The 18,957-nt window shown below is 52.4% G+C and carries 17 protein-coding genes; 6 read left to right on the top strand and 11 right to left on the bottom strand.

Going from position 1 to position 18,957, the window contains the following annotated elements; all coding sequences use genetic code 11:
• Positions 1–26 precede the first annotated feature (26 nt).
• Both mmsA and mmsB read left to right on the top strand, forming a co-directional pair.
• Positions 27–1,559: a multiple monosaccharide ABC transporter ATP-binding protein gene (gene mmsA, locus BMX45_RS16175; protein ID WP_090910554.1), complete on the top strand. Its 1,533-nt coding sequence runs from the start codon at positions 27–29 to the stop codon at positions 1,557–1,559.
• Between the two features lie 2 nt (positions 1,560–1,561).
• Positions 1,562–2,728 (top strand): multiple monosaccharide ABC transporter permease, encoded by a 1,167-nt coding sequence (mmsB, locus tag BMX45_RS16170; protein ID WP_090910553.1) that lies wholly within the window; start codon positions 1,562–1,564, stop codon positions 2,726–2,728.
• An 85-nt stretch (positions 2,729–2,813) separates the two neighbouring features.
• On the opposite strand, the gene BMX45_RS16165 is transcribed toward mmsB, so the two are convergent.
• From BMX45_RS16165 to BMX45_RS16150, 4 genes are all read right to left on the bottom strand, one after another.
• Positions 2,814–3,542, bottom strand: coding sequence for a Tat pathway signal protein (locus BMX45_RS16165; RefSeq protein ID WP_090910551.1), 729 nt, complete (start codon positions 3,540–3,542; stop codon positions 2,814–2,816).
• Positions 3,539–4,417, bottom strand: coding sequence for an ATP-binding cassette domain-containing protein (locus BMX45_RS16160; RefSeq protein ID WP_090910550.1), 879 nt, complete (start codon positions 4,415–4,417; stop codon positions 3,539–3,541). Before BMX45_RS16160 ends, BMX45_RS16165 begins: the two co-directional genes overlap by 4 nt.
• Entirely contained in the window at positions 4,407–4,793 is a 387-nt protein-coding gene (locus BMX45_RS16155; RefSeq protein ID WP_090910549.1) for a GntR family transcriptional regulator, read from the bottom strand. Before BMX45_RS16155 ends, BMX45_RS16160 begins: the two co-directional genes overlap by 11 nt.
• 269 nt (positions 4,794–5,062) lie before the next feature.
• Positions 5,063–5,656: a M15 family metallopeptidase gene (locus BMX45_RS16150; protein WP_090910547.1), complete on the bottom strand. Its 594-nt coding sequence runs from the start codon at positions 5,654–5,656 to the stop codon at positions 5,063–5,065.
• Positions 5,657–5,829: 173 nt separating this feature from the next.
• Between BMX45_RS16150 and BMX45_RS16145 the strand changes: the two genes are divergently transcribed.
• Positions 5,830–6,357, top strand: coding sequence for a hypothetical protein (locus tag BMX45_RS16145; RefSeq protein WP_090910546.1), 528 nt, complete (start codon positions 5,830–5,832; stop codon positions 6,355–6,357).
• 338 nt (positions 6,358–6,695) lie between these two features.
• Here BMX45_RS16145 and BMX45_RS16140 read toward each other — a convergent pair whose 3' ends face one another.
• The 3 genes from BMX45_RS16140 to BMX45_RS16130 all read right to left on the bottom strand — a co-directional run bounded on the left by BMX45_RS16140 (position 6,696) and on the right by BMX45_RS16130 (position 9,876).
• Positions 6,696–7,877: a MalY/PatB family protein gene (locus BMX45_RS16140; protein ID WP_090910545.1), complete on the bottom strand. Its 1,182-nt coding sequence runs from the start codon at positions 7,875–7,877 to the stop codon at positions 6,696–6,698.
• 33 nt (positions 7,878–7,910) lie between these two features.
• The gene (locus BMX45_RS16135) at positions 7,911–8,834 is read right to left on the bottom strand and encodes an AEC family transporter (RefSeq protein WP_090910544.1); all 924 of its coding nucleotides are present in this window, start codon (positions 8,832–8,834) and stop codon (positions 7,911–7,913) included.
• Positions 8,835–9,156: 322 nt separating this feature from the next.
• Positions 9,157–9,876 carry a 3-ketoacyl-ACP reductase gene (locus tag BMX45_RS16130; protein ID WP_015733909.1) on the bottom strand — a complete coding sequence of 240 codons (720 nt, stop codon included), beginning with the start codon at positions 9,874–9,876 and terminating at the stop codon, positions 9,157–9,159.
• A 172-nt stretch (positions 9,877–10,048) separates the two neighbouring features.
• Between BMX45_RS16130 and BMX45_RS16125 the strand changes: the two genes are divergently transcribed.
• A complete protein-coding gene (locus BMX45_RS16125; protein ID WP_090910543.1) occupies positions 10,049–12,157 on the top strand; it encodes a class I SAM-dependent methyltransferase in 2,109 nt (702 codons plus the stop codon).
• A gap of 164 nt (positions 12,158–12,321) precedes the next feature.
• Here BMX45_RS16125 and BMX45_RS16120 read toward each other — a convergent pair whose 3' ends face one another.
• The 4 genes from BMX45_RS16120 to BMX45_RS16110 form a co-directional block, all read right to left on the bottom strand.
• A complete protein-coding gene (locus tag BMX45_RS16120) occupies positions 12,322–13,044 on the bottom strand; it encodes a peptidylprolyl isomerase (RefSeq protein WP_090910542.1) in 723 nt (240 codons plus the stop codon).
• Positions 13,045–13,316: 272 nt separating this feature from the next.
• Positions 13,317–13,709 carry a hypothetical protein gene (locus tag BMX45_RS16115; protein ID WP_015733912.1) on the bottom strand — a complete coding sequence of 131 codons (393 nt, stop codon included), beginning with the start codon at positions 13,707–13,709 and terminating at the stop codon, positions 13,317–13,319.
• Positions 13,710–13,805: 96 nt separating this feature from the next.
• A complete protein-coding gene (locus tag BMX45_RS31350; RefSeq protein WP_009591634.1) occupies positions 13,806–13,982 on the bottom strand; it encodes a hypothetical protein in 177 nt (58 codons plus the stop codon).
• Between the two features lie 279 nt (positions 13,983–14,261).
• Positions 14,262–14,960: a hypothetical protein gene (locus BMX45_RS16110; protein WP_090910541.1), complete on the bottom strand. Its 699-nt coding sequence runs from the start codon at positions 14,958–14,960 to the stop codon at positions 14,262–14,264.
• A 340-nt stretch (positions 14,961–15,300) separates the two neighbouring features.
• On the opposite strand from BMX45_RS16110, the gene BMX45_RS16105 reads away from it, so the two are divergent.
• Both BMX45_RS16105 and BMX45_RS16100 read left to right on the top strand, forming a co-directional pair.
• Complete coding sequence (locus BMX45_RS16105; RefSeq protein ID WP_090910540.1) at positions 15,301–16,752, top strand: SulP family inorganic anion transporter; 1,452 nt, start codon at positions 15,301–15,303, stop codon at positions 16,750–16,752.
• A 286-nt stretch (positions 16,753–17,038) separates the two neighbouring features.
• Complete coding sequence (locus tag BMX45_RS16100; protein ID WP_090910539.1) at positions 17,039–18,952, top strand: sensor histidine kinase; 1,914 nt, start codon at positions 17,039–17,041, stop codon at positions 18,950–18,952.
• Positions 18,953–18,957: the final 5 nt, after the last annotated feature.

The raw sequence follows: 18,957 nt of genomic DNA, 5'->3' as shown, positions 1-18,957 counted from the left end.
ACGAAAGGATAGGAAGGTGAAGCCAGATGTCAGAGTACATTCTTGAAATGCGGAACATTACGAAAGCGTTTCCCGGGGTAAAGGCGCTGGACCAGGTGAATCTGAAGGTTCGCGAGGGTGAAATCCACTCCCTGTGCGGGGAGAACGGAGCAGGCAAATCGACGCTGATGAAAGTGCTGAGCGGCGTGTATCCTTACGGCACCTATGAGGGGGATATTCTGTTCAAAGGCAGCGTCTGTGAATTTAAAAACATCAAGCAAAGCGAAGACCTGGGCATCGTCATCATCCATCAGGAGCTTGCGCTGATTCCTTATTTGTCGATTGCCGAGAACATTTATTTGGGGAACGAGCGCGCCGAGAAGGGCATCATGAACTGGAATGAAACGATGATGGGGGCCAAAGAGCTGCTGGATAAGGTGGGGCTCAGTGAGAACCCGAATACGCAGGTGGGCAGCATCGGCGTCGGCAAGCAGCAGTTGGTCGAAATTGCGAAGGCCTTATCCAAGAAGGTGAAGCTGCTGATTCTGGACGAGCCGACGGCGGCGCTCAACGAGGACGACAGCGAGAATTTGCTTGCGCTGATGCTGGAATTCAAGAAGCAGGGAATCTCCTGCATCCTGATCTCCCATAAATTGAACGAGGTGTCGAAGGTATCGGATTCCATTACGATTCTGCGCGACGGCCAGACCATTGAAACACTGGATATGAGAGGCGGCGAGGTGAACGAGGACCGGATCATCCGCGGCATGGTCGGGCGGGATTTGACGAACCGCTATCCGGAGCGGAGCCCGAGGATCGGGGAGGTCATCCTGGAGGTTAAGGATTGGACGGTATACCACGAGCTGCAAGCAGGGCGAAAAGTAATTGACAATGTGAGCATGAATATCCGCCGGGGGGAGATCGTGGGCATTGCCGGGCTGATGGGATCCGGCCGGACCGAGCTTGCGATGAGTATTTTCGGCAGGGCTTACGGCCGGAACATTACGGGTACGCTTCGGAAAGACGGCAGGGAAATCCGGAATCAGTCCATCAACGAGGCGATTGAGAACGGCTTTGCTTACGTGACCGAGGACCGGAAGGAATACGGGCTGATCCTCATGGACGATATCAAACGCAACATCTCGCTGACCGGACTGTCCAAGCTGGCAAAGAAGATGGTCATTGATGATCGGGAAGAAATCCTCGTGGCGGAAGACATGCGGAAGAAGCTCAAGATCAAAACGCCGAACATTCTCCAGAAGACGGGGAACCTCAGCGGGGGGAATCAGCAGAAGGTTGTGCTGAGTAAATGGATCTATGCTGAGCCGGACATCCTGATTCTGGATGAGCCGACGCGGGGGATTGACGTCGGGGCCAAATACGAAATATACGCGATCATCAACCAGCTGGCGGATGAGGGGAAGGCGGTGCTTGTCATTTCCTCGGAGCTGCCTGAAATTTTAGGGATCTGCGACCGGATTTATGTCATGAGCGCGGGACGGATGACCGGAGAAGTTGGCAGAGAGCAGGCTTCGCAGGAAACCTTGATGAGATACATGACCAAGAATGGAGGGGCTTAAGCATGGAGACGCTCAAAAAAATGTTTAAAAACAACATCCGCCAATACGGGATGATCATCGCCCTTGTTGTCATTATGATTTTTTTCCAAATCATTACGGGAGGGCTGCTGCTGGAGCCGATCAACATCACGAACCTGATTCTCCAGAACAGCTATATTCTCGTACTGGCCATCGGCATGGTGCTTGTCATCATTACGGGTCATATTGATTTGTCGGTCGGTTCGGTAGCGGCCTTCGTCGGCGCCGTTGCTGCGATCATGATGGTCGATATGCAGCTGCATCCGGTCATTGCCGTCATCGTATCCTTGATCGTCGGCGGTCTGATCGGAGCATGGCAGGGATTCTGGGTGGCTTACGTGAGGATACCGGCCTTTATCGTAACCCTGGCCGGCATGCTCCTGTTCCGCGGCCTGACGATGATCGTGCTGGAGGGCCAATCCATTGCGCCGTTTCCGGGCGGCTTCCAGAAGCTAAGCTCCGGCTTCATTCCGGACTTCGGGAACACCGGCACCAATCTGATCGCGATTCTGGCCGGCATCATCTTTACGGTTATTTTCCTGATCAATGAGCTGCGGGAACGAAAGGCCCACAAAAAATACAACTTCGACGTTCTGCCAAGCGGCTTGTTCCTCCTGAAGCTGGTGCTCATCGCGGCCGTGATCAATGCCTTTACGTTCATGCTGGCTAGTTACGCCGGCCTGCCGAACATTCTGATTCTGCTGCTGGTGCTCATTATCATCTATTCCTTCGTGATGAACAAAACCGTGATGGGCCGTCATATTTATGCGCTTGGCGGCAACGAAAAAGCGGCGGCGCTGTCCGGCGTGAAAACCAAGAAGGTCACGTTCTGGGTATTCGTCAATATGGGCGTCATGGCCGCTATCTCCGGTTTGATTTTTGCCGCCCGCTTGAACGCGGCGACGCCGAGAGCCGGTACGAACTTCGAGCTGGATGCCATCGCGGCGAGTTTCATCGGCGGCGCTTCGGCCACCGGCGGGATCGGGACGGTCTTCGGCGCGATCATTGGCGGTCTCGTCATGGGCGTCCTCAATAACGGGATGTCGCTCGTAGGTCTCGGCATCGACTGGCAGCAAGGCATTAAGGGCCTGGTTCTCCTCGCGGCGGTAGCCTTCGACATTTACAATAAGAAGAAGGGCAGTGCCGCTTAATCTATACGGTGGCGTTATATCATAAAATGGCTGATTCCGGGGGAGAAGGTACTACCCATGGATCAGCCATTTATTTGGGTCTAGGTTACATTTTGATCGTAACTCTCCGGGTGATCAGCCGAATCAGAATCAATGCAATCAGGATGACGGCCAGAGAACCTGCGAGCGAAACCGGCAGCGTGACGGAAAAGTCTGTCGTGACCGGCAACCACTGTTCCCATATGGAAGCCAGCTCGAACTGCCACAATGCATCCATGAAGCCGATCAACACGAGGGCAACGGCGATCCATCCCAAGCCGCGAATCCAGCCAAACCGGTAAAATCCGGATCCGATCATCCACCCCATCAGATAAAAGATGAAGATTTGGATACCGTAGGAAACGAGCATCAACAGCCAGCTGTTGTCGAACGCCTGCAGCAGCCGGGTGCTTCCCTCATCTTGTGATGCAAACAGCAGGACAATCCATTGGATCAGAGCCGTGGCAACCGGAAATGCCAGGGACAAATAGACGGCGGCTAAAGCGGAACCACTGAAGAAATCTCGTCGCGTAATGCCGTGTCTTACATAATAGCTAAGAAAACCGTAAGCTGAAATGATGCCGACGACAAGCATAAATCCTTTGGTGGAGCGGTAAGCGATGGAGAAGAAGTCCTCATCCGACATTTCTTCCCGAATATTGAAACCAATGATGTTGACGATGCCGGCTCCAATATAGATCAGCAGTACAATCGTTAGAAAACCCAATGCCCAGCTGCCTTGTTGAATAAACATTTCCGTCGATACCTTGCTTATGGGCGATGACGTCTTTTTCATGCGGAATATTCCTCCCCCGTCAGATGGATAAACAAGTCCTGAAGCGAGATCGGCCCGATCTCAAGTCCTGCCTTCAATGCGGCTGATTGAGATGCCTCGTCCAGCTCCCCGTAGACCATGACGGCCTTAGTGGAACCGAGCTGCTGCACGTTCAAAACCTTCATGCCCTGGATGAATTCGTCCACCTTGGTCGCGGGGCCCGTAATGGATACTCCCTTGGACGTAAGGCTTTCATAATCATCTTGGAGAAGGAAACGGCCTTTGTGGATGATAATGACTTCCTCAAACAAATAATCCATCTCCGATACCAAGTGGGTGGAAAGAATGAACGTACGTGGATGGCGCTCCTGGTCTTTTAGCAATTCCCGGTAAAAAATTTCGCGTGACGGCGCATCCATGCCGAGATAAGCTTCATCCAGAATGGTAACCGGCGACCGGCTGGCGAGTCCGATGCATACGTTAAAAGCGGACTGCATGCCTTTGGAGAGTTGCTTGAGCTGGTTATCCAGGGGCAAATTGAATTTGCGGGCAAGCTCCAGGGCATAAGCCGTATCAAAATGGGGCCGGTACCTGGCAACGGATTCAATCGCGGCCTTGACCTTGTCCGTCTCCTCTTTATAGTCGACATCGTAGATGAAGGAAACTTCCCTCATGATTTTGGCATTTTCGAAGGGCTGCTCGCCGCCAATCGTAACGGATCCCGACGATGGTTCGCGAAATGAAGCCAGGATCGACAGGAGCGAGGTTTTGCCTGCGCCGTTTCGGCCGAGGAGACCGTAAATTTTGCCGGCCGGGAGGCGCAGGGAAACATCGCGGACGGCTTCGACGCTGCCGTATGTCACCGATACCCGATCTAACTGTACATCAAGATTCATGAGTGTCACTTCCTTTTAACTGGGTTATGATTTGAACAAGCTCATCCGTGGACAAACCGAGTTTGTCCGCTTCCTGTACCATAGGCACCACATAATGTTCCGCAAATGCACTCTTTCGGGTCCGGAGCAGCATTTCCTTGGCCCCCTCAGCAACAAACATGCCGACACCTCGCTTTTTATAGATGAGTCCGGTATCAACCAGCAGGTTGATGCCCTTCAAGACCGTAATGTGATTGATTTTGTAAAATTGGGACAGCTGCGTCGTGGAAGGAACCTGTTCACCTTCAAGCAATTGGTCATTGACGATTTGGTCCTCGATCTTTTCCTTGATCTGGATGAACAGGGGCCTATTATCTGGATGCACGGTACCGCTCAATAAGAATCACCACCTTGCCTTCATTGTTCTGTTAAGGTTATATGCTTATATATATGACTATATAACCAAAATGTGAACGGCATGTCAAGCATTTGGTTGAATATCACACCTCCATCGAAACGCTTTAGCAGAGAACATCGTCAAAAAAGGCCGACCAGAAGGAACTGGTCGGCCTTGATTTATTTACTGATGCGTCAGTCATATTGGAGTATAACTAAAGTATGCTATGGGAACCTCGATATTTAATAAAAACAAATAGCAATATCATATCATTTGGCTTCCGAATACTCGGAAGCCTCCATGGGAGGGAGCTTTCCCCGTTTTAAATCACGGATCGATAATCCAAAATCGATTTGCAGATGCGGATAATCCGGAAAGTTGGCCCAATCTCCGCCCCACTGGAAGCCTAAATCTTTTGCAATCTCCACGACTTCCATCCAGTCGGCCTTGCCGTTTCCGTTCCCGTCGTATTCCATATCCCAGATGACGCTGCCATCCTTCAGCCTCAGCGCAAAATCAATGGCGAGCCCGTAGTTGTGAAGAGATTCCCCGGCCTTGGCATTCGTCACGATGTTGCCCTCGGTGCTGCGGCCCTGATTGTAGATGCGGGTCTGCTCTTCGTGGCTCCGGTAACCGTCCGTTATGACAATCGTAATCCCTTTTTTCTTGGTGAGACGGACAAGCTCATTCTTTTGCTGCAGTACATACGGGTGGAGCTGGGTGATTTCAGGGGTTTCTTTGTTATTAAAATCAAAATCAAGATCGTTGATAAATCCCGGTATGGCGGTTTGCAACTGCATGTAGAAGATGGCGAGCAATAAGGCAACAACAAGGAAAAGCGTCGTTTTTTTGCGTTTGATCATGCGGACTCTTTAATCTACCTACTTTCATATGATGGCTTACTCTATTATATCGGCATCCCGCCCCGCATTCCAGCAGACCGGATATCACGCCCAGATACCGGAATGAATAGCAATCCATGGTTTATCGCATCCTAGTTCATAAAAAGGACTTGGTCCGGAATGGGGAATAACGAATGAGCAATATTCAAAATATGTCGATGAGACTCAATCAGCTATCCAGCCAATTGGCTGCTGCAGGGCAGAACGGCCGCATGGACGAAGTCGGGATGATCGTGAATGAGCTCGGCGGGATCCACACCGAGCTTCAGAATGCGCAGGCTGCGGTCACGCCTGAAACTTCTTCCGCCGTGCGCCAGGAGCTGGTGAACTGCAGGATGGTGCTGCATGGGATGATGGGGACGGCGCAGGATATCCGAACCGCTGCGGCGGAGCAGTACCGACAGGTGCTGGGCGAGAATAAAACGATGTTCGAGCAGCTGGACGAGGCCGCGCAGCAGAGCGAGTATGCGCAAGCCTATCAGTATCGCCAGCTGTTCAAACAGATGGATCAAGTCAGCCAGCAGCTGCATCAGCTGGATGGCTCGATGCTGGACGCAGGGTACCGAATGGAGCGGGCGCAAACGACCGGCGGCGGCCTGAACGGGGCAGTGGCTATCGAGGAACTGACTTCAAGCACGGACGACAGCGGAACGATGATGTAAGCATGCCTGGAAGGATTCGGAGGACCGAAGCGACAAACGGCTGCGGAAGAGAAAGAGTTGCACAAGAAGGGTAAGCCAAAGGAGGGGCCTTGGCTCACCCTTCTTTTTTCCCTATGACATAGGTTAGCATGACTTGTCCGGAATCGTGCGATATCCAGAACCATATCAGAATAACAGATTCCAATGAACGTCCCGCCAGTGATGAACAGAATGCGGGTAGAGAAATGTTTTCTTAAGTAAGGGAACAAGAAGGGAGCCGTTATCGTAAAATAAAAAATAAACGGAGTCAGCCATGGGCTTGACTCCGTTTATTATTTCATTCCGGATCTTGTATGTTCTTATGCCTTCCGCCATTCCCCGACAGCTTTGCTCAGGCGGGACAACGCTTCCTGAACGGTGGCGCGCGTGCAGGCCAGGTTCATGCGCATGAAGCCTTCGCCTTCCTTGCCGAAGGCGGCGCCGCTGTTCAATCCGAGCTTCGCCTCTTGAACGAGAAAGCGGTTTAGCTCTTCGTGGGACATGCCCATGCCGCGGAAATCAATCCACAGCAGGTAGGTGGCTTCCGGTATAACCACCTTCAGCTCGGGCAGATGTTCCTGTGCATATTGGGCAACGAGCTCCATGTTCCCGCGGATGTAAACCAGAAGCTCATCCAGCCACGGTTCGCCCTCACGGTAAGCAGCCTCGGTGGCGGCCGCCCCCATCGGCGTGATGGAGCCGATGGCGTAACGGTTCAGTATTTTGCGGAACTTGCTGCGCAGCTGGGCATTTGGGATGATGATGTTCGCCGTGTTCAGGCCGGCGATATTAAACGTCTTGCTAGGCGCGGTACAGATGATGGAACGCTCGGCGGCATCCTCGGACAGCGCGGCAAACGGCGTATGCGCGCCGGGTTCAAACACCAGATCCGCATGGATTTCATCCGATACGACAAGCACGTCGTATTGCTGGCAGAGGGAGGCCAGACGATCCAGCTCCGCTCGGCTCCACACCCGGCCCACCGGGTTGTGCGGACTGCACAGAATGATCATTTTGACATGGCCGGTAGAAAAGCTCTTCTCCAGGTCCTCGAAATCCATCGTGTAATCCCCCTCTTCGCTAAGAAGAAGCGGATTATGCACCAGCTCACGGCCATGGTCCTGAACGACGCTGTAGAACGGCGGATAGACCGGCGTCTGGATGACGACTTGATCGCCCGGCTCGGTGAACGCATCCACGATAAGGCTGAGAGCCGGAACGACGCCCGGACAGAATTGAATCCACTCCTGCTGAATGCTCCAGCTGTGGCGTTTCTTCATCCAATTGCTAATCGCCTCACGGTAAGCGTCGGACGGGAACGTATAGCCGAATACGCCATGCTCCACCCGTTTATGAAGCGCCTCTACAACGGCGGGTGGTGCGGCAAAATCCATGTCGGCCACCCACATCGGAAGCGCGTCCGGCACGCCGAAGACGGTGGGGACATTGTCCCATTTCTGACAGTTGGTGCAGGTGCGGTCAATCGCAAGATCAAAATTCATATGTAATTCCTCCTAGCTGAGTTGAGTTAGTCTTTAGGCTATGAATTTGGCCAGCGTGATCAGGCCGGTAATCGTAATTACGTTTAGTATGGTCGATATAAGGACGGTTTGTGCAGCAAAATCAGGCTCATTCTGATATTCTTCCGCCAGGATGGACGAATTGACGCCGACGGGCATGCCGGAAGCGATGATGAGCGCTTGGGCCGGAACGCCTTTTAGCCCGAGCAGCAGCACGATCAGAATGCCGATAGCCGGTGCGACCAAAAGACGCAGCAGGACGCTGAGGTAAACATCGAGCCGGCGCAGGCGCAGCGGATATTTAATGATCTGTGCCCCGAGCGTTAGCAGGGCGATCGCCACCATGGACTGGTCCGCATAGGTCAGCGGCTGTGAGATAAAGATCGGAAGCGGCAAGGCCAAGGCATGCAGCACAATGCCGATGACGAGGGCATAGGGGACGGGCATTTTCAGAAATCCGATAATGGCCTGTTTGTATAATCCCTCCGTCTTGGCTCCCTGAATGGAAATAACTCCGTACGTAAACGTAAGGAGGCTTTGAAAAGACATGATCAGCGCTTGCACCGAGCCGGCCATCGGATCTCCCTTGAAGGCCAGATCATTGATCGGCAGGCCGTAGTTTCCCGAATTATCCAGCAGGAGGCTGTTGGTAAATGCGGCTCTCATCCCCCGGTTGAACTTGCGCTGTCTGGCAACCAGCATGCTGATCAAGTAGAGGACGCCGATATAAAGCGCATAAAATAACGCCACCATGCCGAGAAGCTGCGGTGACATCTTGGATTCGTACATACTCATGAATACGGCTGCAGGCGTAATGTAGTAAAAGTTGATTTTGGCGAGTGTGTACAAATCGAGCTTAAAGGCATATTGCATAATAATGCCAAAGCCGATCAGGACAAAGATGGGAAGTACCACTTCAAGTAAAATGTCGGCGATCATGCTGTTGTCATCTTCTTTCCATGAGTATAGCTTGGTAATGGTCTGGCTGTGCATATGACGCCATGTCATTATATCATGACAACGGATGGTTGACACTTGATTCCGCATGGAAAAAAGAACAAGGCACGCGCATCTTGCAGGTCCTTAGAGCGGAACGTTCCTGATTTCATCGGAACCTTGCCTTGGGGGAACGGTAGCGCAGGATTCGCTGGCGCAGACCATCGCGTTACACGCCGGCTGCGCAAAAAGGGTGTTCCTTGGCCCCTGACCAAAGAACACCCTTGAATTGGTTATTGCAATGGGAGCGTCTGTCGACGCGCCCTTATTGCGGGTTGGTAGTCCAAATCCCGGCGGATTTGACGAATACGCGCTGCGGCAGCTTGAGCGCCGCCAGCACAAGCTCGGCTACGTCTTCCGGCTGCATCATCCGGTCTTCGTCCCCGATCTTCAGGCCGGCATTGACGGCCAGATCCGTGTTCACGGTGCTCGGGGTCAGCGCCGTCACGCGGATGTTGTGCTTGCGGACCTCCTGCAGCACGGCTTCGGTCAGTCCCATCACGGCAAATTTCGAAGCGTTATAGGCTGAGCCCGTGGCGAAGCCGCGTTCTCCGGCCGTAGAAGAGATGTTGACGATGTCTCCTTGGTTATGCTCGATCATGCCGGGCAGCGCTGCGCGCGTCATATAGTAAGTCCCCATTAGATTCACGTCGACGATACGCTTCCAGGCTTCGGGTTCCATTTCCAGCAGGTTGCCGAATTGGGCGATGCCCGCGTTGTTGATCAGAATGTCCACCGAGCCCAGCTCCATGTTTACCGCCGCAAAAGCAGCCTCTGCCTCGCTCTGTACGGAAACGTCGGCCACCGCCGCGACGGCTCTGACACCATACTGCTCGGCAACCAGGGCGCTCAGCGGCTCCAGGTCTGCTGCCGTACGGGCAACGAGTCCAACGTGCACGCCTTCCTTGGCAAGTGCGATGGCCAGGGCGCGTCCAATCCCTTTGCCTGCACCCGTAATGAGGGCTGTTTTATTTTTCAGGCTCATGTACATTCACTCCTTCACATTGATAAAAAATATGGTTTCGTTGACCAGTATACCCTGTACCATCCGCAACTACCAAATGCCCGCGATCCACTCTTAACAATTTGTTATAATCGTAGCAGCGAAACCAAGATAACCTTGTTCATTTTTATTACAGGAAGTGGAGGAACAACCTATGCTGCAAGCGCTGAATACCATAACCGCGTTTCGTCAGGGGGATGAATCGGCTGCGGGAACGCATCCATGGCTAATGAAGCTGATATCGGCCGAGGAACGAATCGTCAATCTGGAACGGATCACGTCCATCGGGCAATTGGCCCATGCCAACCCCGTGCTGGATTATGTAGAACGCACTTTGAAGATACTGGATTCGCTGCCTGTTTCCTATTGGATCAAGGAGCTGCTGGAAGAAGTCCTGGTGTGGGCCGAAACGGCCAAGGGCGGAACGATGAGGGATCGCCTTCGCTGGCAGCAGTTGGGCATCCATTTGTTTCTGCATAATATCGGGTCCGCGCAGCTGTATGAAAGACATATCCGGCAAGGCAGGGGAACCCTGTCACCGCACGAAGAGATGGTACATACTCTCATACTTACCCATGGACTGCTCGGGCAACACATCCGGGGGGAAGTCGCCTTCGAGGAAAACCTGCCGCTGATTAAGCTTATGGAGGAAGGACGGCTGACCGAAGATGAGCTGATCCGGCTGCTGATCCCCTTGAATCACTGCATCATTGCTGCCGTATCGGAGGATCTATGGCATTCCGTTGAGGAGGAAATCAAACAGCTGATTCGCAAGCTTGCCGAAGGGAGCGTCCCGGATCGTTGGACTTACGAGGAAAGGCTGCGCCGCCTTCGGACCGCTTCCATTGCCCGGGGGGAAGATTTCGACAGGCAGCTTCAGGAGATTCGGGAGCAGACGGATCTGCCAGCTGCCCTGCATGGGTTTCAGGACATGACGCTTTGGTATGTGGAAGCGGCCCTGCAGGATTTCTCGTTGGAAGAGTTCGTGAAGGTATTGCTGCTGGCCCTCCATCCGGAGAAGCAGGGCCCGGAGGATCAATGGTCTTCGGATTCGGTGAGCCACCTGAGCTTTGAGCCGCTGATGAACGATATGTATTACGATTACAAAGGCGTCAAGAAGCTGAACGTGTACAAGAAAAGAATGATCGAGCAATATTTGCGCCAGACGGATTGGGAGGCCTGCCTTCGCGGGCAGGCGAGCGCCAACCCGCATCTGCGCCACCGCATCGAACGAAAGCCGGAGCTGCCGGATACGGTATTCTTTACCTTCGAATTCTCGCAGGCCGCGGAGAAATTAATTGAATTTTGCATCGAGGCGGAGAAATCCCCGCTCTACGAGAAGGCGGTACTGCTGCTGTTTGATTTGTTCGGCCTGAGGCGGGATGCTTATGATCGGTTTCATAACGAAGAGAGTTATTTAAACGATATGAACAGCACGGGAGATTACAAGAAAGTGATTCTGGATTATATCACGGGAACGGCGGTACTGGATATCGGTCCCGGAGGCGGCGTGCTGCTTGACCTGATCGAGGAACGGCTGCCTCACGCGCGCCCCGTCGGAATCGATATCTCCTCGAACGTGATTGAAGCGCTGGAGAAACGCAAACGTTTGGAGCACAAAACATGGGAGGTCCTGAAGGGGGACGCGCTGAATCTCAGGGACTATGTAAAGCCCGGAAGCGTCGATACGGTCATTTTCTCCTCGATACTGCATGAGTTGTATTCGTACATTGAAACAGACGGTGCGCGCTTCAATACGGCGACCGTGGAGGCAGCCTTGCTCAGTGCCTATGAGGTGCTCGCACCCGGGGGCCGCATTATTATCCGTGACGGGATCATGACCGAGCCCGAAGATACCTGGAGAAGGATCCGTTTCCTTGAGGCCGACGGCATGGAATGGCTGATCCGGTATGCTTCGGATTTCAAAGGCCGGGTCATATCCTACGAGCAGCTGGCAGACGCGGAGGTGCGCATGCCTGTCAACGATGCGATGGAGTTTCTGTATACCTATACTTGGGGTGCCGAAGCGTATGTTCATGAAGTGCAGGAGCAGTTCGGATATTTCACGCCTACGCAGTATGCGGAGTGCATCCGCAGAACGCTGGGTCCCGAAGCGCTGATCCGCGTGCAGCAGCATTATCTGCAGGAAGGATATGCCGAGGCATTGGCTGACCGCATCGAGTTCATGGATGAGGATGGGAAGGCGGTAACTTTGCCGGATAGCACCTGCCTTTACGTGATCGAGAAGCCGGCCCGTCCGTAAAGGCCATACCCTGCTGTAACGAAAAAAAGAGGACCGGAACGCAGCTTATTTCAAGCGTGCGCCGGTCCTCTTTCGCATGTTGTTTTGGTAAGCCGTCCGGATTCTGTGCTCATTCACAAGCGAGGAAGGAAAATGGTTCGCTTACAGCGCTTATCCCAAAAAAGCTATTCATGCTTTTCGGGATCCGGATAATCCTTCCCAAGCGTATCGACCGTCACTTTCTTCATGACGGGCACTTCCAGCGGCTTGTCCATCTGATCCCGCTCCAAGCCCACGATTTCCTCAGCCGTTTCCATGCCTTCGATGACCTTACCGAAGGAGGCATACTGGGCATCCAGCGAAGGCGCATCCGCGACCATAATGAAGAATTGCGACCCGGCGGAGTTTGGATCCTGCGCGCGCGCCATGGATAATACGCCTGTCGTATGCTTCAGGTCATTCTGAAACCCGTTGGACGTAAACTCTCCGGCGATTGCGTAGCCGGGTCCCCCCGTTCCGTTTCCGTCAGGATCGCCTCCCTGAATCATGAAGCCGGGGATGACTCGGTGAAAGCCTGTCCCGTCGTAAAACCCTTGTTCCACCAGGGAGATGAAATTGTTCACCGTATTCGGCGCTACCTCCGGGTAAAGCTCAAGCTTTATCGTTTTGCCGTTCTCCATTTCAATCGTGACGATGGGGTGGCTGGCGTTCGGGTCCGGCACGTTCTGTTTGACCTCGGTTTCCTTCGGCGGTTCCGCTTCGGGCGCCGTGGCGCCGTTCGTCGAACCTGTTCCGCCGCCTGCGCCGCTTTCAGTTTCCTTGTCATTCTGGCCGCATGCCGTCATCACGAACAGCAGCGCAAGGATGACGAGCAGGGCCGGCATCCAGCGTGTTCTGCGTTTCAACATCATTGACTCCTCCTGTGCTTTGCCTTATCAGGTCTTAAGCATGTAATCTGTATCATATTTTATCACAGGTTGGACAAGTACTGAAAATCGAAATAGCGGAGTATATATAAAAGAAAACGTTATCGACGTAATGTCACAGAAGACCGACCGCGTGTAGAGGATGTTTTCCTTGCGATTAACGAATCAAGGCCAGAAGCTCAGAATGCAAGAAAATAAGCTTCCGAACCTGTGCAAGTCCGGAAGCTTCAGGAAATGGAGAGCATTGTACGTCTTTACTTGGCAGGAAATATGCCCTCCACTTTGTTTAAAGGGAGCAGAATCCGCGAACGGTTCTTGTCCTTGGCCAGTAATTCGATGAAATCGGCTCCGATTCTGACAAGCCGGATCCGGTCGAAGGCGCCGCGGGTCGGGAAGGTGGTCCGCACCCCAACCCGCACCGTTTTGCCCGGCGGCTTGACATCGAATACCCGAACCGAGTTGAGACTGGACGGCACAAAAAGCTCGCCCTGCACCTTGATGAAATTTTTCGGGAATACCCGCTGCAGCCGTCCGGGTTCCAACCCGGTGTTCGGCGCGTTGATTTCCACCAGATGTCCGGTCAATGAGGCCAGTCGCTGCTGCAGGGTGATCTTATGTCTGCAGGGATGGATCGGCAATCCTTTCATATGAGGCATCATCCTTCCAGGGTCGTATGGTGTAGTGTATGTTGGAAGGTATGGCATGGGTGAAAGAAGAGGTTCACGATTCCTTCCCGGCGTTGTTTAGGATGACGGAGGATTTCCGCGGTTGCTCGTATCACTGCCATCCGGCTTCTCGTGTTTGATGCTGTCGGGTATCGGAATGCTGTCCGGATAGGAATCCTCCACAAACAGGCCGAATTCCTCATCGATGTCGCGTTCGGTCACTAAACGGTGCTTCTCGTCAGGTTGTTTCTTCATCGGCTGTTCCTCCTATGAAATCGAATCTTTGAAATGAACGGCTGGTATAAGAACTGATAGCTTGACCCATACTGTTTTACTATAAAGACGGTTGTATGGGAGGCGTAGGCATGGAAAGAAAGGGCAACATATTAACGGCACTCATATGGGGTACCCTGATCGGCATCCTGCTGTGGATGTCATTTCTCGGCTGGCTGGATATCATATTCGGAAAATAGAGTGAACGCACAGATACTAGTATAAGACCCGCCTTCCTAAAGAGAGGCGGGTCTTGCTGGTTTAGTCGTCCTCGCCATTGCTGCCGTTCAGCAAATCGGTTCCGTGCATCTGTTCCGTCGGAGGCACGGCGGGATCCACCGGGCTGTTGGCTGCAATAGCGTCCGCGTCCGGCACATCCTCCAGCGGCGTATACTCCTCTTCACCCGAAGGGTAATTCATAAAAATGTCCTGATTCAAAAAGGCGGTTCCGCTGCCTGACAACGCTGCGTCGGCAGCGACTCTCCGCTCCGTATCGCCCGTGTACTCGGCGATGACCTCGTCACCCGGACGAGTGGGGGGCTCACCCTCGATGGCCCGCCATTCCCGGTCCGTTTCGTCGTCCGCCACATCGCGAATAACCGTTTCGTCGGCGGTGCGGTCCAGCCGCACCTCGTCGGCTTCTCCGGCATCGGATGACAAGGTTAACCGCTCATCGGCAATGGTCCGTTGATCCGGATCGGCGCCGGCAGCTTCCCATGCATCGATGGCGCTGTGATCGGGGTTCATCCGCTCCTCCGGTTTTGCATCCGCAGGAGCCGCTTCATTCTGATCGTACGCGATATGATCCGCGTCTTCGCTGCTTAGGCTTTGCTCCGTATAGGTGTTGACGTCTCTCAGATCGTCTTGCGGAATCCAATCCGTATCCTCGACTTTCCGTTTGGCCTCGAATTCCAAATATGTCAAATCTGCCAGCGTATTCCGATTGTTTTCGTCTCGCATGGTGTCCATCTCCTTCCTTGTTTTCAATTGCAATAGGTTTCTATACTTCGACTTTACCCGCTGAATCAAGAATGAATCCCGAAACATTCAGGTTATGATAAACCAAGCAGGCTTTATCTTTCCCTGTCGGTTGACGTATTATGAAAATTTTCAAATAAGGAAAATGGACGAAACACAAGATAAATGAGAGAAAATGAATGATTTCGTGAATTATTTCCCTTAAATTGAACAATGAAATTTTAAAATGATCCCGCTATAATCGAAAAAGCGACTATCGGACCGGACAATTCTGAGAGTGGATTGTCAACAACCAACAATAGAACAGGAAGTGATCGGGACTTTGTTTCAATGGATTAGACAAGGCTTCTTTGGCAACTCGCGCAAAGATATTTTATCGGGTCTGACGGTAGCGTTCGCTCTCATTCCGGAAGCGATCGCCTTCTCCATCATGGCAGGCGTTGATCCGATGGTGGGACTCTATGCGTCCTTCGTGATTGCCGTCAGCATTTCGTTTTTCGGCGGCCGTCCCGGCATGATTTCGGCGGCAACAGGAGCCATGGCGTCATTGATGGGACCGCTTGTGGCTATGTACGGGATCGAGTATTTGTATGCGGCAACGATTCTGACGGGAATCTTCCAATGGTTGATGGGAGCGCTCAAGTTCGGACGTTTTATCACGTTTGTTCCCCAGCCGGTCATCACCGGCTTCGTGAATTCCCTGGCCATCATCATCTTTCTGGCCCAGCTTCCGAATTTTAAGGGCGAATCGTGGCCGATGTACTTGATGGTGATCGGCACGCTGCTGATCATTTATTTATTGCCGCTGGCAACCAAAGCGGTTCCTTCGGCACTCGTTGCGATCATCGTGATGACGATCGTTGCGGTTTGGTTCAAAGCCCCGGTGCAAACGGTCGGGGACATGGGCAACATTACCCAGGCACTGCCGTTCTTCCACATTCCGAATGTAACCGTGAGCCTGGACATGATCATGACGATATTGCCTATTTCCCTGGCTCTTGCTGTCGTCGGGATGACGGAATCGCTGCTTACCGCGTCGCTCGTGGATGAGATGACCGAGACGGGCAGCGACAAGAACCGGGAAATCCGCGGACAAGGCGTTTCCAACGTGATCACCGGATTCTTTGGCGGCATGGCGGGCTGCGCCATGATCGGGCAGACGGTGATTAATGTGAACTCGGGTGGGCGTACCCGGTTATCCACCTTGGTTTCCGGCGTGTTTCTGCTGTTCCTCATCATTGTGCTCGGGGATGTCGTGAAACAGATTCCGATGGCGGCGCTTGTCGGGGTCATGTTTATGGTTTCGATCGGCACGTTTGAATGGGGATCGCTTCGCACGCTTCACCGCGTGCCGTTAGGCGATGCCATCGTCATGCTGGCAACGGTCATTATTGTGGTAGCGACTCATAATCTGGCCATCGGGGTCATGATCGGGATTATCTTAAGCGCCCTGAATTTCGGGTGGAAGATGGCAAAAATTCACGCCGTGCCCCATATCCAGCCGAACGGCACCAAGGTATATGAAATCCGGGGTCAGCTGTTTTTCGGAACGATGATGTATTTTGTAAATCTGTTTGACGTGAACGATGATCCGGAACATGTCATGATAGATTTTTCCAAATCCCATGTATGGGATCAGTCAGCCACGAATGCCATTTCGAAGGTATGGCATAAGTACAAGGAAGCGGGGAAAGACCTCACGCTCATAGGATTAAACGACGAAAGCCAGCGGATGGTCGATAAAGTCGGCCTTGCTTCAAACTCTACGCATTAGAAGCATTAGTCATTCCGCTGTAAGCAGGTGTGCTCAATAGAGGTAAGGTTTGTCAGATGAAAAACAGGCCAAACGAAGAAACGGCGGTGATCAAGGATATGATCCTTGAACCGCCATTTCTTGCTTACGGCCGGTTATCGCTATGAACGTAAATAAAATTTTTACAAACGATACCTGGCGTTTCATGTTATATTGATTGTAAATGAACACGAAGTTTGTCGAATCGGCAAAGGATGGAGAAGAAGACGTATTAATATTGACAATAACGGTTAGAGGTGCTGACTAGATGAAGGATATGCCCAAATCCATATTCCTGCTTCTGCTGGTCGTGCCGCTGCTGCTGATTATATCGATTTTATCGCCGGGACAATCGGATGCTGAGCGTGCTCATACCGTGATACCTGATTGGCAGTTTATGTGGGATAACGAACAACAGGAGATTGTTTCGCCAGCCGGCATTCGGCATTCAAGCGGTTGGCTGACAGGGACACCAGAGAACAAAGAATCCCCAAAGTCAGATGGGGTATCTTCAGCATGGAATCGTTTCACCCTGCCCGACCTTCCTTGGAAACAATCGGCCATTATGATTGATCGGATCAAGGGGCAGGATGTTCTGGCTTTTTTGGACGACGAACAGGTATATGAGGCCAAGCGGGACTATATGTATACGAATCATTCGCTGCTGCTTCCTTTTCATCCCGATGATGCCGGCAAAACCGTTTATATATGGTCAAACGGTTCTAGCGATATGACGCTAGGCATCGATAGCGAGATCATGCTCGGCGAGTATGATGATCTGCGCAAAGGTTTTATCAAGAAGGATCTGGAGGATTTTATATTAGGCAGCTCCTTTTTGTTTATTGCGGTGGTCATGTTCTTCTGCTGCTTGTTCCTTCCGAAGCATACGGTATCCAGCTGGTTGTCCCTGAGCTTGATCATTCTGGCCAGCGGAGCCTTGCTAATTACGTACTCGCCGTTCCTCTACACCTTTTATGGCGATCTCGGCAGCGTATGGGTCTCGGTATTTGATATTTCGCTTTTCACCGTTTTGCCTGCGCTGTATTTCTATTTCGAGAAAATCTACGGACCCGGTCCCTACCGGCTCATTCGCTACGGCCGAAGAATTCAGATGGCCTACTCCGGGATCTGCCTGGTCTTCCTTGCGGTACATGTTCTGAGCCATCATTCGTTTTATGATATGTACTACTTCTTCTCCGTGAAGATTCTAGGCATCCTGATTATCCTGCAGATGGTGCTGCTGATCGGTACCACGATTCTGTACGCTGCCAAGCGCAACAAAGACGCTTATATTTTTACAGCCGGCTTCGGCATGATGGCGTTAGCGACGCTCGGAGATATGCTGGCCTTTTATTACAATGACGGGCATTATGAGCTCTTTCTGTGGAAATGGGGCGTGATCGGCCTGATCATCTCTCTGATCATATTGCTAGGCCGTAAATTCGCCCGAAGCCATGAGCAAGTGCTGCAATATTCCCGGGAGCTGGAGATGTTTAATCAGGAACTTCAGCGATCGGAGAAAATGGAGATCATCAGTGAGCTGGCCGCTTCGGTTGCGCACGAGGTCCGAAATCCGCTGCAAGTGACGCGCGGCTTCATGCAGCTTCTGGCGGAGAACTCCAAGCAGACGGAAAAGGAGTATTTTGGCCTGGCGCTGAAAGAACTGGACCGGGCTTCCGGGATCATTACGGATTTCCTCACGTTTGCCAAGCCTGAATTAGAGCATGAGACCAGGCTGAACGTGTATGAGGAGCTGAAGCATGTGAAAGGCATTCTGCAGCCGCTTGCGAATCTGAGCGGGGGCACGATCGAACTGGATGACGCCAAGGAATTATACATCACCGGTAATTCATCCAAACTGAAGCAAGCGATGATTAATATCGTCAAGAACAGCATTGAGGCACTGGATGGAGAAGGCATGATTCGCATCTGGGCCTACGCCAAATCAGATGAAGTCGTGATTCACATCCAAGATGACGGCATCGGAATGGAGGCTGGAGATCTGGAGAGGCTGGGTGAGGCGTATTTTTCGAATAAGTCGAAAGGGACGGGGCTTGGCCTGATGGTCACCTTCCGGATCATCGAAGCGATGCGAGGAACGATTCATTTTATCAGTGAAAAAGGAAGTGGCACCGAAGTGATCATTCGCTTTCCGTCCGTTCCTGATTCCGTGGAAGTTTAGACTTC

Source organism: Paenibacillus sp. cl141a, from assembly GCF_900109305.1.
GTDB lineage: Bacteria > Bacillota > Bacilli > Paenibacillales > Paenibacillaceae > Paenibacillus_AQ > Paenibacillus_AQ lautus_A.
The sequence above is the reverse complement of the archived record's forward strand: the minus strand, read 5'-3'. Positions and strand labels throughout refer to the sequence as shown.

Excerpts from the sequence above, each read along its gene's own strand:
- BMX45_RS16135 (WP_090910544.1), bottom strand. The coding sequence starts at position 8,834 with ATGATCGCCGACATTTTACTTGAAGTGGTACTTCCCATCTTTGTCCTG.
- BMX45_RS16160 (WP_090910550.1), bottom strand. The coding sequence starts at position 4,417 with ATGAATCTTGATGTACAGTTAGATCGGGTATCGGTGACATACGGCAGC.
- BMX45_RS16140 (WP_090910545.1), bottom strand. The coding sequence starts at position 7,877 with ATGAATTTTGATCTTGCGATTGACCGCACCTGCACCAACTGTCAGAAA.
- mmsB (WP_090910553.1), top strand. The coding sequence starts at position 1,562 with ATGGAGACGCTCAAAAAAATGTTTAAAAACAACATCCGCCAATACGGG.
- BMX45_RS16110 (WP_090910541.1), bottom strand. The coding sequence starts at position 14,960 with ATGCGAGACGAAAACAATCGGAATACGCTGGCAGATTTGACATATTTG.
- BMX45_RS16150 (WP_090910547.1), bottom strand. The coding sequence starts at position 5,656 with ATGATCAAACGCAAAAAAACGACGCTTTTCCTTGTTGTTGCCTTATTG.
- BMX45_RS16165 (WP_090910551.1), bottom strand. The coding sequence starts at position 3,542 with ATGAAAAAGACGTCATCGCCCATAAGCAAGGTATCGACGGAAATGTTT.
- BMX45_RS16115 (WP_015733912.1), bottom strand. The coding sequence starts at position 13,709 with ATGAAAGGATTGCCGATCCATCCCTGCAGACATAAGATCACCCTGCAG.
- BMX45_RS16130 (WP_015733909.1), bottom strand. The coding sequence starts at position 9,876 with ATGAGCCTGAAAAATAAAACAGCCCTCATTACGGGTGCAGGCAAAGGG.
- BMX45_RS16145 (WP_090910546.1), top strand. The coding sequence starts at position 5,830 with ATGAGCAATATTCAAAATATGTCGATGAGACTCAATCAGCTATCCAGC.
- BMX45_RS16125 (WP_090910543.1), top strand. The coding sequence starts at position 10,049 with ATGCTGCAAGCGCTGAATACCATAACCGCGTTTCGTCAGGGGGATGAA.
- mmsA (WP_090910554.1), top strand. The coding sequence starts at position 27 with ATGTCAGAGTACATTCTTGAAATGCGGAACATTACGAAAGCGTTTCCC.
- BMX45_RS16120 (WP_090910542.1), bottom strand. The coding sequence starts at position 13,044 with ATGTTGAAACGCAGAACACGCTGGATGCCGGCCCTGCTCGTCATCCTT.
- BMX45_RS31350 (WP_009591634.1), bottom strand. The coding sequence starts at position 13,982 with ATGAAGAAACAACCTGACGAGAAGCACCGTTTAGTGACCGAACGCGAC.
- BMX45_RS16100 (WP_090910539.1), top strand. The coding sequence starts at position 17,039 with ATGAAGGATATGCCCAAATCCATATTCCTGCTTCTGCTGGTCGTGCCG.